Annotated in this window: 13 protein-coding genes; all 13 read left to right on the plus strand. The window is 69.8% G+C overall.

Features of this window, described 5'->3' with window-relative positions; genetic code table 11:
• Nucleotides 1-2: 2 nt before the first annotated feature.
• The 13 genes from AC23D4_RS15845 (at nt 3) to AC23D4_RS15905 (ending at nt 13,590) form a co-directional block, all read left to right on the plus strand.
• The gene (locus AC23D4_RS15845; protein WP_472888245.1) at nt 3-1,151 is read left to right on the plus strand and encodes a Kae1-like domain-containing protein; all 1,149 of its coding nucleotides are present in this window, start codon (nt 3-5) and stop codon (nt 1,149-1,151) included.
• On the plus strand, nt 1,142-1,387 hold the full coding sequence (locus AC23D4_RS15850; RefSeq protein ID WP_472888244.1) for a HypC/HybG/HupF family hydrogenase formation chaperone: 246 nt from the start codon (nt 1,142-1,144) through the stop codon (nt 1,385-1,387). Before AC23D4_RS15845 ends, AC23D4_RS15850 begins: the two co-directional genes overlap by 10 nt.
• A complete protein-coding gene (hypD, locus tag AC23D4_RS15855; RefSeq protein ID WP_472888243.1) occupies nt 1,384-2,547 on the plus strand; it encodes a hydrogenase formation protein HypD in 1,164 nt (387 codons plus the stop codon). The genes AC23D4_RS15850 and hypD overlap by 4 nt, the downstream gene beginning before the upstream one ends.
• Complete coding sequence (gene hypE, locus AC23D4_RS15860) at nt 2,544-3,656, plus strand: hydrogenase expression/formation protein HypE (protein WP_472888242.1); 1,113 nt, start codon at nt 2,544-2,546, stop codon at nt 3,654-3,656. The genes hypD and hypE overlap by 4 nt, the downstream gene beginning before the upstream one ends.
• A 183-nt stretch (nt 3,657-3,839) precedes the next feature.
• On the plus strand, nt 3,840-4,346 hold the full coding sequence (locus tag AC23D4_RS15865; protein ID WP_472888241.1) for a hypothetical protein: 507 nt from the start codon (nt 3,840-3,842) through the stop codon (nt 4,344-4,346).
• 9 nt (nt 4,347-4,355) lie between these two features.
• Nucleotides 4,356-6,110 carry an enoyl-CoA hydratase-related protein gene (locus AC23D4_RS15870; protein ID WP_472888240.1) on the plus strand — a complete coding sequence of 585 codons (1,755 nt, stop codon included), beginning with the start codon at nt 4,356-4,358 and terminating at the stop codon, nt 6,108-6,110.
• On the plus strand, nt 6,107-7,567 hold the full coding sequence (locus tag AC23D4_RS15875) for a sigma-54-dependent transcriptional regulator (RefSeq protein ID WP_472888239.1): 1,461 nt from the start codon (nt 6,107-6,109) through the stop codon (nt 7,565-7,567). The genes AC23D4_RS15870 and AC23D4_RS15875 overlap by 4 nt, the downstream gene beginning before the upstream one ends.
• Nucleotides 7,564-9,375: an NAD(P)H-dependent oxidoreductase subunit E gene (locus tag AC23D4_RS15880; RefSeq protein ID WP_472888238.1), complete on the plus strand. Its 1,812-nt coding sequence runs from the start codon at nt 7,564-7,566 to the stop codon at nt 9,373-9,375. The genes AC23D4_RS15875 and AC23D4_RS15880 overlap by 4 nt, the downstream gene beginning before the upstream one ends.
• Nucleotides 9,372-10,076: a 2Fe-2S iron-sulfur cluster-binding protein gene (locus tag AC23D4_RS15885; protein ID WP_472888237.1), complete on the plus strand. Its 705-nt coding sequence runs from the start codon at nt 9,372-9,374 to the stop codon at nt 10,074-10,076. Before AC23D4_RS15880 ends, AC23D4_RS15885 begins: the two co-directional genes overlap by 4 nt.
• The gene (locus tag AC23D4_RS15890) at nt 10,073-10,606 is read left to right on the plus strand and encodes an NADH-quinone oxidoreductase subunit B family protein (RefSeq protein ID WP_472888236.1); all 534 of its coding nucleotides are present in this window, start codon (nt 10,073-10,075) and stop codon (nt 10,604-10,606) included. Before AC23D4_RS15885 ends, AC23D4_RS15890 begins: the two co-directional genes overlap by 4 nt.
• A complete protein-coding gene (locus tag AC23D4_RS15895) occupies nt 10,599-12,125 on the plus strand; it encodes a Ni/Fe hydrogenase subunit alpha (RefSeq protein WP_472888235.1) in 1,527 nt (508 codons plus the stop codon). The genes AC23D4_RS15890 and AC23D4_RS15895 overlap by 8 nt, the downstream gene beginning before the upstream one ends.
• Complete coding sequence (locus AC23D4_RS15900; protein ID WP_472888234.1) at nt 12,122-12,598, plus strand: hydrogenase maturation protease; 477 nt, start codon at nt 12,122-12,124, stop codon at nt 12,596-12,598. The genes AC23D4_RS15895 and AC23D4_RS15900 overlap by 4 nt, the downstream gene beginning before the upstream one ends.
• A complete protein-coding gene (locus tag AC23D4_RS15905) occupies nt 12,595-13,590 on the plus strand; it encodes an NADH-quinone oxidoreductase subunit B family protein (protein WP_472888233.1) in 996 nt (331 codons plus the stop codon). The genes AC23D4_RS15900 and AC23D4_RS15905 overlap by 4 nt, the downstream gene beginning before the upstream one ends.
• Nucleotides 13,591-13,594 lie beyond the last annotated feature (4 nt).

The raw sequence follows: 13,594 nt of genomic DNA on the forward strand, positions 1-13,594 counted from the left end.
TCATGAACACCGCGCCTTTGCCCACCGTGCTCGCCTGCGGCGCCTGGCTGAAAAATGCCGCCTGCCTGCTGGTGGACGGCGCACCGGTCTGGTCGGTGGTGCACGGCGACCTCAGCGATCCAGCAGCCTGCGCCGCGCTCGAAGCCTCGGTGGAGGCCCTGCTGGCCGGACACGGCGCGCCCATCGCCGCCGTGGCGCACGACCTGCACCCCGACTTCTTCAGCACCCAGCTCGCGGTGCAGCTCGCCGCCGCGCTCGGTGTGCCCGTCATCGGTGTGCAGCACCACCACGCGCACATCGCGGCCGTGGTGGCCGAACACCATATCGACGGCCCCGTCATCGGCCTCGCGCTCGATGGCGTGGGCCTGGGTACAGACGGGCAAGCCTGGGGCGGTGAATTGCTCTGGGTGGACGGCGCGCGCTGGCAGCGCCTGGGCCACTTGACGACGCTCGCCTTGCCCGGTGGCGACCGTGCCGCGCGCGAGCCCTGGCGCATGGCCGCGAGCGCACTGCACGCGCTCGGCCAGGGCGATCAGATCCATTCACGCTTCGCGCCGCAGGTCGGTGAGGCCGTGGCTGCGGGCGTGCAGCAGATGCTGGCAAAAAGCCTGAACTGCCCGGCCACCAGCAGCACCGGCCGCTGGTTCGACGCGGCCGCCGGCGCGCTGGGCTTGAGCGTTCGCCAGAGCGACGAGGCACAAGCCGCCATCGCACTCGAAGCCGCCGCCAAGCGCTGGCTCGCCCAACACCCCCAGACCGCGCCGCTGCCCGGCGCGGTCATCGATACCCAGAACCGCCTCGACCTGCGCGGCCTCATGCCCGCGCTGTTCGATACCGGCGCCGATGGCGTGGACGCCGCTGCGGCGGGCTTCCACCTCGCGCTGGCCGACGCGCTGACCGACTGGGCCACGCAGGCCGCCCAAGAACGCGGCAGCCGCGACGTGTGCCTCGGCGGCGGCTGTTTCTTCAACCGCATCCTGCGCGAGCGCGTGACCACGCGCCTGCAGGCGGCAACGTTGCGTGTGCACCGGCCACTCGACAAGGGCTGCGGCGACGCCGGCCTCGCGCTCGGCCAGGCCTGGGTCGCGGCGCAGCAATGGGCGGCGACCCCGCAGAACATTTCGTCAAAGGAAACCGAACCATGTGTCTAGCCATTCCCGCGCTCCTGGTGGAGTTGCGCCCCAACGACCAGGCTGTGGTGAACCTCGGCGGCATCCGCAAGGAAATCTCCATCGCCCTGGTGGCCGACGTGCAGGTGGGCGACTACGTGATCGTTCACGTGGGCCACGCCATCGGTGTCATCGACCCCGAAGAGGCCGAGCGCACGCTGGCGCTGTTCGCCGAGATGGCGCAGTCCCTCGAAACCGCTACCGGAGCAGCTACGTGAAGTACATCGACGAATTCCGCGACGGCGACCTCGCCCGCCAGATCGGCGCACGCATCGCTGCCGAAGCGCACCCGGATCGCAGCTACAGCTTCATGGAGTTCTGCGGCGGCCACACACACGCCATCAGCCGCTACGGCGTGCTGGAGCTGCTGCCGCCCAACGTGCGCATGATTCACGGCCCGGGCTGCCCGGTCTGCGTGCTGCCCATCGGCCGCATCGACCTGGCGATCCGCCTCGCGCTGGAGCGCGGTGCCATCGTCTGCACCTACGGCGACACCATGCGTGTGCCGGCGTCGGACAGCCTGTCACTGATCAAGGCCAAGGCGCGCGGCGGCGACATCCGCATGGTCTATTCGGCCGCCGACGCCATGGCCCTCGCACGCGCGAACCCGCAGCGCGAGGTGGTGTTCTTCGCCATCGGCTTCGAGACCACCACGCCGCCCACGGCGCTCGCCATCCGCGACGCGGCGCGCGAGGGCCTGGCCAACTTCAGCGTGTTGTGCTGCCACGTGCTCACGCCTTCGGCCATCACCCACATCCTCGAATCGCCCGAGGTGCGCCAGCTCGGCACGGTGCCCATTGACGGCTTCATCGGCCCGGCGCACGTGAGCATCGTCATCGGCTCCGCGCCCTACGACCACTTCGCCGAGGAATACCGCAAGCCGGTTGTGATCGCGGGCTTCGAGCCGCTGGACGTGATGCAGGCGATCCTGATGCTGGTGCGCCAGGTCAACGAAGGCCGCGCCCACGTGGAAAACGAGTTCACCCGCGCCGTCACGCCCGAGGGCAACCTCAAGGCGCAGGCCATGGTGTCCGAGGTGTTTGAGCTGCGGCCGAGCTTCGAGTGGCGCGGCCTGGGCGAGGTGCCCTACAGCGCGCTCAAGATCCGCGAGACCTTTGCCGCCTTCGACGCCGAGCGCCGCTTCGACCTGAGCTACACGCCCGTGGCCGACAACAAGGCCTGCGAGTGCGGCGCGATCTTGCGCGGTGTGAAGAAGCCGACCGACTGCAAGATCTTCGGCACCGTCTGCACGCCCGAGAACCCGGTCGGCTCCTGCATGGTGTCGAGCGAAGGCGCCTGCGCAGCGCACTACACCTACGGACGCTTCAGAGACATCCCCATCGTCGCCGCCACCGCCATCGAAGAGGCCACCCCATGAGAACCGACATCGAGCAACCCGCCGGCGGCGAGGCGCCCGCGCCAAAGCCGGTGAAGAAAAACTACATCCGGCCGCTCGACATCAAACACGGCCGCATCGACATGAGCCACGGCGCGGGCGGCAAGGCCGCGGCGCAGTTGATCGAGGAGCTGTTCCTCGCGGCCTTCGACAACGAGTTCCTGCGCCAGGGCGACGACGGCGCGGTGCTGGCGCTGCCTTCGTTCGACCCCGCGCAGGGTCGGCTCGTGATGGCGACCGACGGCCATGTGATCTCGCCGCTGTTCTTCCCCGGTGGCGACATCGGCTGCCTCTCGGTGCACGGCACGGTGAACGACGTGGCGATGTCGGGCGCGAAGCCGCTGTACCTGAGCGCGAGCTTCATCATCGAAGAAGGCTTTCCGCTGATCGACCTGCAGCGCATCGTGAAGAGCATGGCCGCCGCGTCGCGCGAGGCCGGTGTGCCCGTGGTCACGGGCGATACCAAGGTGGTGGAGCAGGGCAAGGGCGACGGTGTTTTCATCAGCACCACCGGCGTCGGCGTGCTGCCGTCGGGCGTGCAGATCAGCGGGCGCAACGCGCGCCCGGGCGACGTGCTGCTGCTCTCCGGCAGCATCGGTGACCACGGCGTGGCGGTGCTCTCGAAGCGCGAATCGCTGGCCTTCGAGACCACCATCGAGAGCGACACCGCCGCGCTGCACACCCTGGTGGCCGCGATGCTGGCCGCAGCCCCGGGCGCCGTGCGCGTGCTGCGCGACCCCACGCGCGGCGGCCTCGCCACCACGCTCAACGAGGTGGCGCGCCAGTCGGGCGTGGGCATGCTGCTGCAGGAGGCGGCCATTCCGGTGAAACCGCAGGTGGACGCGGCCTGCGAGCTGCTGGGTCTGGACCCGCTGTATGTGGCCAACGAAGGCAAGCTGATCGCGGTGGTGGCCCCGGAGTTCGCCGACGCGGTGCTCGCAGCGATGCGCGCGCACCCGCTGGGTGCTGACGCCGCGCGCATCGGCGAAGTGACGGCGGACCTGCACCACTTCGTGCAGATGGCCACGCGCTTCGGCGGGCGGCGGGTGGTGGACTGGTTGAGTGGGGAACAACTGCCGAGGATTTGTTGATCCCCAGGGCATTGTTGACCCCCCCCGCGCCGCCTTCGGCGTCACCCCCCAGGGGGCGACACCAGCCGTCCGGCAAAGCCGGACCGGCGGTGTCCTGGGTGGGGCGCTGCACGCGCTCCGGATAGGTGTTTGGGTCTGTACCGTTGTTTTCGTCAGCCCATCACAAGAGACGAGGAGACCGGCATGTCGAGTCAGGTGTTTCGGAAGACCGAGAGCGGCAAGGCCGAGATCGCCCGGCGCCAGGCGGGGCTGTCGCCCGCCACGCGCACGGTGCTGATCATGGTCAATGGCAGCGATTCGGTGAACGCGCTGGCGGCGCGTGGTCTGCCGCAGTTGCAAGGGCATCTGGAAACGTTGCTGGCGCTGGGGTTGATCGAGCCGGTGGTGGCGCGTGCTGCGCCTGTGGCGCTACCAGCGAACGATGCCGAGCGGGCCTTCTCTTCCCCGGGTTCCGTGTCCGCACACGAGGCGCCTGCCGGACCGGGCCTCGAGGCGCTGCGCCGCCAGGCCATGGCCCACCTGGGCAACCATTTCGGGCCCGACACGCCCCTGGTGGCGCAGGCCCTGCTGGGCGCGCGCAGCGTGGCCGAGTTCAATGCGGCGCTGGACGGCATCGAGTCCCAACTCGCCATCTACCTGGGGCGCAAGCAGGCCGCGCGCGAGCTGCAGGCGCTGCGCCCCGCCACCTGACCACGCCCGATGAATCCGTTGCGCATCCTCCTGCTTTGCCACAGCTTCAACAGCCTGACCCAGCGGCTCTTCGCCGAGCTGCGTGCGGCGGGCCACATCCTGAGCGTGGAGCTCGACATCGCCGACAGCGTGACCGAAGAGGCCGTGGCGCTGTTCCGGCCCGACCTGGTGCTGGCGCCGTTTCTCAAGCGCCGCATTCCGGCCACGGTGTGGCAGCGCGTGACCTGCCTCGTGGTGCACCCCGGCCCCCCGGGCGACCAGGGGCCATCGGCGCTGGACTGGGCGGTCTGGCGTGGCGAGCCGCACTGGGGTGTGACGGTGCTGCAGGCCAACGGCGATTTCGACGCCGGCCCGGTCTGGGCGCACGCGGCATTTCCCCTGCGCGAAGCCACCAAGGGCAGCCTGTACCGGCGTGAGGTCACCCAGGCCGCGCTGCAGGCCACGCTGGCCGCCGTGCAGCGCTTCGCTGGTGGCGAGCGCGAAGCCCCGGCGTGGATCGACGGGGCGCCGCTGGTGCGCTGGCAACCACTCTTGCGCCAGAACGAACGCGCGATCGATTGGGCCGCCGACAGCACCACCACCGTGCACGCCAAACTCCGCAGCGGCGACGGTCAGCCCGGCGTGCTCGACGCGCTCTGGGGCCAGCCCTGTTACCTGGGCGATGCGCATCCTGCCAGTGAGGCGACCATGGCCGAATTTCCCCAAGCCGCTCCCGGCGATCTGCTGGCGGTGCGCGACGGCGCGCTGCTGCGCCGCACGGTGGATGGCGGCGTCTGGATCGGCCAGGCCCGCCGTGCCGACCCGCCCGGCACGCCGCCTGCGCAGGGCAGTTTCAAGCAGGTGGCGGCCGAGCTGTTCGCCTGCGAAGCGGCCAGCCTGCCGCAGCGCCCGGTGCCACTGGAGCGCGCGCCCGACGAGTGGGGCGAACTGCGCTACACCGAACACGGCCCCGAGGGCGCGCGCGTGGGCTGCCTGAGTTTCGACTTCTACAACGGCGCCATGTCCACCGCGCGCTGCGAGCGCCTGCGTGCCGCGCTGCTGCAGGTGCACGAGCGGCCCACACAGGTGCTGCTCCTGCTGGGCGGCGAAGGTTTCTTCAGCAACGGCATCGACCTCAACAGCATCGAGGCCGCGGCCCACCGCGCGGGCGACAGCGCGGCCGACGCCTCGTGGCGCAACATCAATGCCATGAACGACGTGGCGCTCGGTGTGCTGCAGACCACCGACCGGCTCACGGTCAGCGTGCTGCGCGGCAACGCGGGCGCGGGTGGCGCCTTTCTCGCGCTGGCGGCCGATCAGGTCTGGGCGCACGGCGGCGTGGTGCTCAACCCGCACTACAAGAACATGGGCAACCTCTACGGCTCCGAGTACTGGACCTACCTGTTGCCGCGCCGCCTGGGCGAGGCGGGCGCGAAGGCGCTGATGGCTCAGCGCCTGCCGCTGCTGGCCGCCGAGGCCCTGAAGATCGGCCTGATCGACCACAACGATGAGGGGCCGCGCGAAGGCTTCGAAGAACGTTGTCTGCAACGCGCACTGGCGCTGGCCGCCTCCTACAATCAAAGTGGAGTTTTGGAAGCCAAACAGACCCGGCGCGAGCAGGACGAGGCCCATCGTCCGCTGGCCCACTACCGCGAACAGGAACTGGCGCGCATGCACCGCAACTTCTACGGCTTCGATCCCAGCTACCACGTGGCACGCCACCACTTCGTGCACAAGCAGCCGCACGCCTGGACACCGAGGCACCTGGCGGTGCACCGGCTGTGACACCTCCACTCCTTCCCGAAGCCCTGCCCACCGTGCTCGTGGTCGATGACGAGGTGCGTTCACTGGATGCGCTGCGCCGCACGCTCGACGAAGACTTCACGGTTTTCACCGCGAGCAGTGCCGAGGAAGCGCGCGGCCTGCTGGAACGGCAACCCGTGAGCGTGATCCTCTGCGACCAGCGCATGCCGGGCATGACCGGCGTGAGCTTTCTGAAGGAAGTGCGCGAGCAGTGGCCCGAGACCGTGCGCATCGTCATCTCGGGTTACACCGATTCCGAAGACATCATTGCCGGCATCAACGAGGCCGGCATCTACCAGTACATCCTCAAGCCCTGGGCGCCCGACCATCTGCTCGACTCGGTGCGCAACGCGGTGGAGGCGCAGACCCTGCAGCGCCAGACCAGCCGGCTCGACCTGGAACTGCGCACCAGCAACCGCGTGCTGCGCCAGCGCACGGCCACGCAGATGGCGCAGGCGCGCAGCAGCTTCGGCTTTGACCGCATCGTGCGCGCACCGGGCAGCCCGTTGGATCATGTGTGTGCCATGGCCGGGCGTGTGGCGCGCTACGACATCCCGGTGCTGGTGCTCGGCGAGTCGGGCACCGGCAAGGAGCTGCTGGCGCGTGCCATCCACTACGCCTCGCCCCGGCTCAGCGGTCCGTTCGTGGTGGAGAACTGCGCGGCGATTCCCGACACCCTGCTCGAATCCGAACTCTTCGGGCACAAGCGCGGCGCCTTCACCGGCGCGTTTGAAGACCACCTGGGCCTGTTCCAGCGTGGGGATGGCGGCACGGTTTTTCTCGACGAGATCGGCGAGACCTCGCCGGCCTTTCAGGTCAAGCTGCTGCGTGTGTTGCAGGAGGGCGAGGTGCGGCCCGTGGGCGGTGCGCGCCCGGTTCCGGTGGACGTGCGCGTGATCGCGGCCACCCACCGCCAGCTGGAGCAGCGCGTGCGCGACGGCCTGTTCCGCGAGGACCTGTACTACCGCATCGCCGGCATCACCATCACCGTGCCGCCGTTGCGCGAGCGCGTGGCCGACATTCCATCGATCGCGCACCAGCTGGCGCTGGACGTGGCGGCCGAACTCGGCCATCCGGGGGCCAGCTTGCCGGACGAAACGCTCGCCTGTCTGCTCGCCTATCCCTGGCCCGGCAACATCCGCGAACTGCGCAACGAGATCGCGCGGGCCATGGCCTTGCACGATGGCGCGCAGTTGCCACCCGCCGCGTTTTCACCGCGCGTGCTGCAGGGCCGCGCCTCAGGCTCGGCCAACGACCTCACCGCGGCCATTCCGCAGAGCGGCACGCTGGGCGAACGGCTGGACGTGATCGAGGCCATGCTGCTGCGCGAAACCCTGCTGCGCCACCGCTGGAACAAGACCCGGGCGGCGCAGGAGCTGGGTTTGTCGCGCGTGGGTCTGCGCGGCAAGATGCAACGTTTTGGACTGGACAAGCCATGAACCCCGACCACCACACGCTTGCCAACGAGACGCTGGCCCGCTGGGGCCACGACCCGCACGCGCTGGTGCAGGTGCTGCGCGAAACGCAGGCGAAGACCCACTGGCTGCCGCGCGACTTGTTGTCACACATCGCCCAGGCGCTGCGCCTGCCGCTGGCCCAGGTCGAAGGCGTGGCCACGTTCTACCGCTTTTTCCACACCCGCCCCGTGGGTCGCCTGCGGGTGCTGTTCTCCGACAACATCACCGACCGTTTGCTCGGCAGCGAGGCCTTGTTGGCCCGGCTCTGCGAGCGGCTGGGCGTGGCGCCGGGCCAGCCCGATGCGGCCGGACGCTTCAGCGTGGACCGATGCTCGTGCACCGGCCTGTGCGACCAGGGCCCGGCGCTGCTGGTCAACCACCACCAGGTCATCACCCGCCTCGACGCCGACCGCATCGATGCGCTCGCCGCGCTCATGCTGGCCGAAGTGCCGGTGGACCACTGGCCCGCCGACTGGTTCCGCGTGGACAACACGGTGCACCGCGCGGGGCCGCTGCTGACCGGCCTTCCGGTGGACGCACCCGCCTTGTCTACCGTGATCGCGCGCGAGCCGCAGGCCCTGATCGACGAACTGGCCCGCGCCGGCCTGCGCGGCCGCGGCGGTGCCGGCTTCCCGACCGCGCGCAAGTGGCAGGCCTGTCGCGATGCCAGCGGGCCGCTGCGATGCGTGGTCTGCAACGCCGACGAAGGCGAGCCCGGCACCTTCAAGGACCGCGCGCTGCTCAGCGACCACGCCGACGCGGTGTTCGATGGCATGACCATCGCCGCGCGCGCCATCGGCGCGCAGCAGGGCTGGCTCTACCTGCGCGGCGAATACCGCTACCTGCTGCCGCATCTGCAAGCCGCGCTGGAGCGCCGCCGCGCCAGCGGGCTGCTGGGGCCCAACGCCACTGGCCTGGCCGGGTTTCACTTCGACATCGGCATCCATCTCGGCGCCGGGGCTTATGTGTGCGGCGAAGAGTCGGCCCTGATCGAATCGCTGGAAGGGAAACGCGGCTCGCCGCGCATCCGCCCGCCGTTCCCGGTGGAGCGCGGCTACCTGGGGCGACCGACCGTGGTCAACAACGTCGAGACCTTCGTGGCCGTGGCGCACATCGCGCGGCGCGGTGGCGCCTGGTGGTCCGGCATCGGCCTCGCGTCGTCTACCGGCACCAAGATCCATTCGGTCTCGGGCGACTGCGAGCGCCCGGGCCTGTACGAATACCCGCTGGGCACGCCGATCGCGCGCATCCTGGCCGATTGCGGCGCCCGCGACGCCCAGGCGGTGCAGGTGGGTGGTCCCTCGGGCACCTGCGTGCCCGCGTCGGGCTTCGATCGGCGCATCGCTTTCGACGACGTGCCCAGCGCCGGCGCCTTCATGGTCTTCAACGCCACGCGCGACCTGTTCGAGGTGGCGCGCCACTTTGCCCGCTTCTTTGCGCACGAAAGCTGTGGCCTGTGCACGCCCTGCCGCGTGGGCACCGAGCTGGTGGTGCGGCGGCTGGACAAGCTCGCCCAGGCACGCGGTGCCGGGCGCGGTTCGGCCTTCGACCTGGAACGCCTGCACGAGCTGGATGAGCTGCTGCACAGCGGCACGCACTGCGGCCTCGGCGCCTCGGCCTGCAACCCGCTGCGCGACACGCTGACCCACTTTGGAGAGGTGTACACATCGCGCACGACCACGCCGCAGTTCGAACCCGAGTTCGATCTCGACGCCGAACTTTCGGCCGCCCGGCGCGTCACGGGGCGCACCGACCCGGGTGCCCACCTGCACACGGAGGACTTTCCATGAGTGGACCGCGCAACGACCCGCCTTCGGTGTTCCAGTTCGACGGTCAGCCCGTCCCACTGCAACCCGGCGACACCATCCTGCAGGCCGCGCAGCGCGCCGGGCACGACGTGCCCCACCTGTGCTGGCACCCCGAGGTCTCGGCCAGTGCCTCCTGCCGGGTGTGCACGGTGCACGTGGACGGCAGGCCCGTGGCAGCATGCACCACCGCCGCGGCCGCCGGGCAATCCGTGGACTGCCACACCGCCGAACTGCGCGCGCAGCGGCTGCGCCTGTTGCAGATGCTCTTCGTCGAGGGCAATCACTTCTGCCCCGGCTGCGAAAAGAGCGGTAACTGCCTGCTGCAGGAACAGGCCGAGCGCGCCGGCATGACCGATCTGCATTTCGAGACCCTGAACCCCGAACGACCGGTCGACGCCAGCCACCCCGATGTGCTGTTCGAACCCAACCGCTGCATCCTGTGCCAGCTCTGCGTGCGCGCCAGCGACGAACTCGACGGCAAACAGGTCTTCGCCATCGGCGGCCACGGCATAGCCACCCATCTGCTGATCAACAGCGACAGCGGCCGGCTGGGCGACAGCGCGCTGTCGGCGGACGACCGCGCGGCCCACATCTGCCCGGTCGGCGCGCTGCTGCCCAAGCGGGTCGGGTTTGCGGTGCCCATCGGCCAGCGGACCTTCGACGATGAGGAGACGCGCGGATGAACACGGACACCTCTGCCCCCCGCAAACTGCGCGTGGCCACGGTCTCGCTGGCCGGCTGCTTTGGCTGCCACATGTCCTTTCTCGACATCGACGAGCGCCTGTTCGAGCTCATCGAACACATTCAGTTCGACCGCTCGCCGCTGACCGACATCAAGACCGTGGGGCCGTGTGACATCGGCCTGGTCGAGGGCGGCCTGTGCAACGCAGAAAACGTGGAGGTGCTGCGCGCCTTCCGCGCCAACTGCCGCGTGCTCGTGGCGGTCGGCGCCTGCGCCATCACCGGCGGCCTGCCCGCCTTGCGCAACCACCTCGATGTCGGGGACATGCTGCAGGCCGTCTACGGCGAGGTTCCCAACGACCCCGAACTTCCGCTGCCGCTCAACAAGGTGCACCCCATCCACGAGGTGGTGCGCATCGACCACGCGCTGCCCGGCTGCCCGCCGCCGGCCGATGCCTTCTGGCAGTTTTTGCAGGACATCATCGCCGGGCGCGAACCTGAGCTGAACAAGGGGTTGATCCGTTATGACTGAAGCCACCCGCCCGCTTGAAACCGCTGCCGAGCCCCAGGGCCTGCGCCGCATCGTGATCGATCCGGTCTCGCGCGTCGAAGGCCACGGCAAGGTCACGCTGCTGCTCGGCGAGGACAACCGCATCCAGCAGGTGCGCCTGCACATCGTCGAGTTCCGCGGCTTCGAGCAGTTCATCGTCGGCCGGCCTTACTGGGAAGTGCCGGTGATGGTGCAGCGCCTGTGCGGCATCTGCCCGGTCTCGCACCACCTCGCTGCCACCAAGGCGCTGGACCGCGTGATCGGCGGCTGGCCGGTGCCCGAAGCGGCCGACAAAATCCGCCGCCTGATGCACCACGGCCAGATCGTGCAGAGCCACGCGCTGCACTTCTTCCACCTGTCCTCGCCCGACCTGCTGTTCGGTTTTGATGCCGATGTCGCGCAGCGCAACATCGTCGGCGTGGCGATGGCGCACCCCGAAGCCGCGCGCCAGGGCGTGATGCTGCGCAAGTTCGGCCAGGAGGTGATCCGCATCACCGCCGGCAAGCGGGTGCACGGCACCGGCTCGGTGCCCGGTGGCATGAACCGCGCGGTGGACGCGGCCGAGCGCGATGTGCTGCGCGCGCAACTGCCCGAGGTGCTGGCCTGGGCCGAGGCGGCGGTGGATCTGGCACAGCGCCTGCACACCGGCTTGCCGACGCATCTGGTCGGCTTCGCCGAAACCCAGGCGGCCATGATGTCGCTGGTCGGTCCCGGCGGCGCGATGGCGTTCTACGACGGCACGTTGCGCGTGCGCGAGGCCGACGGTCGCATCGCGGTCGACGGCTTCGAAGACCAGCGCTACCGCGAGCTGATCGGTGAGGGCGTCAAGCCCTGGACCTACATGAAGTTTCCCTACCGCCTGACGCTAGGACCCGACGCCGGCTGGTACCGCGTCGGCCCGCTGGCGCGGGTGCAGAACTGCGACTTCGTTCCCACGCCACGCGCTGAAGCGCGGCGCCAGGCCTTCGTGGCCGCGCACGGTGGCCGGCCGGTGCACGCGGTGCTGGCCACCCACTGGGCGCGCATGATCGAGCTGCTGCACGGCGTGGAGGTGGTGGCCGATCTGCTGGACGACCCGGCCATCCTCGGCGGGCCGCTGCTCGCCACCGGTGAGCGCCAGCGCAGCGGCGTCGGCATCATAGAAGCGCCGCGCGGCACGCTGATTCACGAGTACGAGGTGGGGGACGACGACCTGGTCACGAGCTGCAACCTGATCGTCTCGACCACGCACAACAACCAGGCCATGAACGAGGCGGTGCGCTCGGTCGCGCTGCAGTACCTCGACGGCCAGACCATCACCGAACCCCTGCTCAACCACATCGAGGTCGCCATCCGCGCCTACGACCCCTGCCTGTCCTGCGCCACGCACGCGCTGGGCCAGATGCCGCTGGCGGTGACGCTGCGCAACGCGCGGGGCGAGGTGCTCGACCACGTGCACCGTTCGTCCCGCGGCGACACCGTGCGCGGCACCCGGCCACATTCGGCGGAGGCGGCGTTGTGAGTTCCAGAGTGGCGCCTTTGCTGGTGTTCGGCTGGGGCAACCCGGGCCGGGGCGACGACGCGCTGGGCCCGCTGCTGGTCGAGCGCCTGGCCGGGGTGGCACAGAAGTCATCGGGCCGGCTGGAGTGCCTGACCGACTTCCAGTTGCAGGTCGAACACGCGCTGGACCTCGTGGGCCGCGAACGTGTGCTGTTCGTGGACGCCGCCATCGGCCTGCAGACACCGTTCGAGGTGCGCAGGGTGGTGCCCGCACCGGTGGCCGGCTTCACCACCCACGCGCTGGCGCCCGAGGCGCTGCTGCAGGTCTACCGCGACCTGGAGCGCACCGAGCCGCCGCCGTGCACGCTGCTCGCCATCCGCGCCCAGCGCTTCGAGCTCGGTGAAGCGCCGGGCGAACAGGCCCTGGCCGATCTCACCTTGGCGCTGGCCTGGGCGACCGCGTGGGCTGGGCTGACTGAGGAGATCCCCGCATGAATGTGCTCTGGCTTCAAAGCGGCGGTTGCGGCGGCTGCAGCATGTCGCTGCTGTGCGCCGACACCACCGATTTTCAGGGTCACCTGCGCGATGGTGGCGTGAACCTGCTCTGGCATCCCTCGCTGTCGATGGCGAGTGGCGAGGAGGTGATCGCGCTGCTGCACGCGGTGCTGGACGGTGGCACCCGGCTCGACGCGCTGTGCGTCGAAGGCTCGCTGCTGCGCGGCCCGAACGGCAGCGGGCGCTTCCACATGCTGGCCGGCACCGGCCTGCCCATGATCCACTGGGTGCGCGAGCTCGCAGCGAAAGCGAAACACGTGCTGGCCGTCGGCAGCTGCGCGGCCTGGGGCGGCATCACCGCCGGCGGCGACAACCCCACCGACGCCTGCGGCCTGCAGTACGAGGACGACCGCATCGGCGGCCTGCTCGGCGCGGACTTCCGCAGCACCAGCGGCCTGCCGGTGATCAACATCGCGGGCTGCCCGACGCACCCGAGCTGGGTGATCGACACGCTGATGGCGCTGGCCGCCGACGGCTTCTCGGCCGACGACCTGGACCCGCTGAACCGGCCGCGTTTTTACGCCGACCAGCTGGTGCACCACGGCTGCACACGCAACGAGTACTACGAGTTCAAGGCCAGCGCCGAGAAGCCGTCCGACCTCGGCTGCATGATGGAGCACATGGGCTGCAAGGGCACGCAGGTGCACGCCGACTGCAACATCCGCCCCTGGAACGGCGAAGGCAGCTGCACGCGCGGCGGCTACGCCTGCATCGCCTGCACCGAGCCGGGCTTCCAGGAGCCCGGCCACCCCTTCCACGAAACGCCCAAGCTCGCTGGCATCCCCATCGGCCTGCCCACCGACATGCCCAAGGCCTGGTTCGTTGCACTCGCCTCGTTGTCCAAGAGCGCCACGCCCAAGCGGGTGAAGAACAACGCGGTCGCCGATCACCTGGTGGTGAAGCCTGCTGTTCGCAAGACACGTTTGAAATGAGCAC

This window comes from Hydrogenophaga sp. L76 (assembly GCF_057654755.1).

Excerpts from the sequence above, each read along its gene's own strand:
- AC23D4_RS15845 (WP_472888245.1), top strand. The coding sequence starts at position 3 with ATGAACACCGCGCCTTTGCCCACCGTGCTCGCCTGCGGCGCCTGGCTG.
- AC23D4_RS15850 (WP_472888244.1), top strand. The coding sequence starts at position 1,142 with ATGTGTCTAGCCATTCCCGCGCTCCTGGTGGAGTTGCGCCCCAACGAC.
- hypE (WP_472888242.1), top strand. The coding sequence starts at position 2,544 with ATGAGAACCGACATCGAGCAACCCGCCGGCGGCGAGGCGCCCGCGCCA.
- AC23D4_RS15865 (WP_472888241.1), top strand. The coding sequence starts at position 3,840 with ATGTCGAGTCAGGTGTTTCGGAAGACCGAGAGCGGCAAGGCCGAGATC.
- AC23D4_RS15870 (WP_472888240.1), top strand. The coding sequence starts at position 4,356 with ATGAATCCGTTGCGCATCCTCCTGCTTTGCCACAGCTTCAACAGCCTG.
- AC23D4_RS15880 (WP_472888238.1), top strand. The coding sequence starts at position 7,564 with ATGAACCCCGACCACCACACGCTTGCCAACGAGACGCTGGCCCGCTGG.
- AC23D4_RS15885 (WP_472888237.1), top strand. The coding sequence starts at position 9,372 with ATGAGTGGACCGCGCAACGACCCGCCTTCGGTGTTCCAGTTCGACGGT.
- AC23D4_RS15890 (WP_472888236.1), top strand. The coding sequence starts at position 10,073 with ATGAACACGGACACCTCTGCCCCCCGCAAACTGCGCGTGGCCACGGTC.
- AC23D4_RS15895 (WP_472888235.1), top strand. The coding sequence starts at position 10,599 with ATGACTGAAGCCACCCGCCCGCTTGAAACCGCTGCCGAGCCCCAGGGC.
- AC23D4_RS15905 (WP_472888233.1), top strand. The coding sequence starts at position 12,595 with ATGAATGTGCTCTGGCTTCAAAGCGGCGGTTGCGGCGGCTGCAGCATG.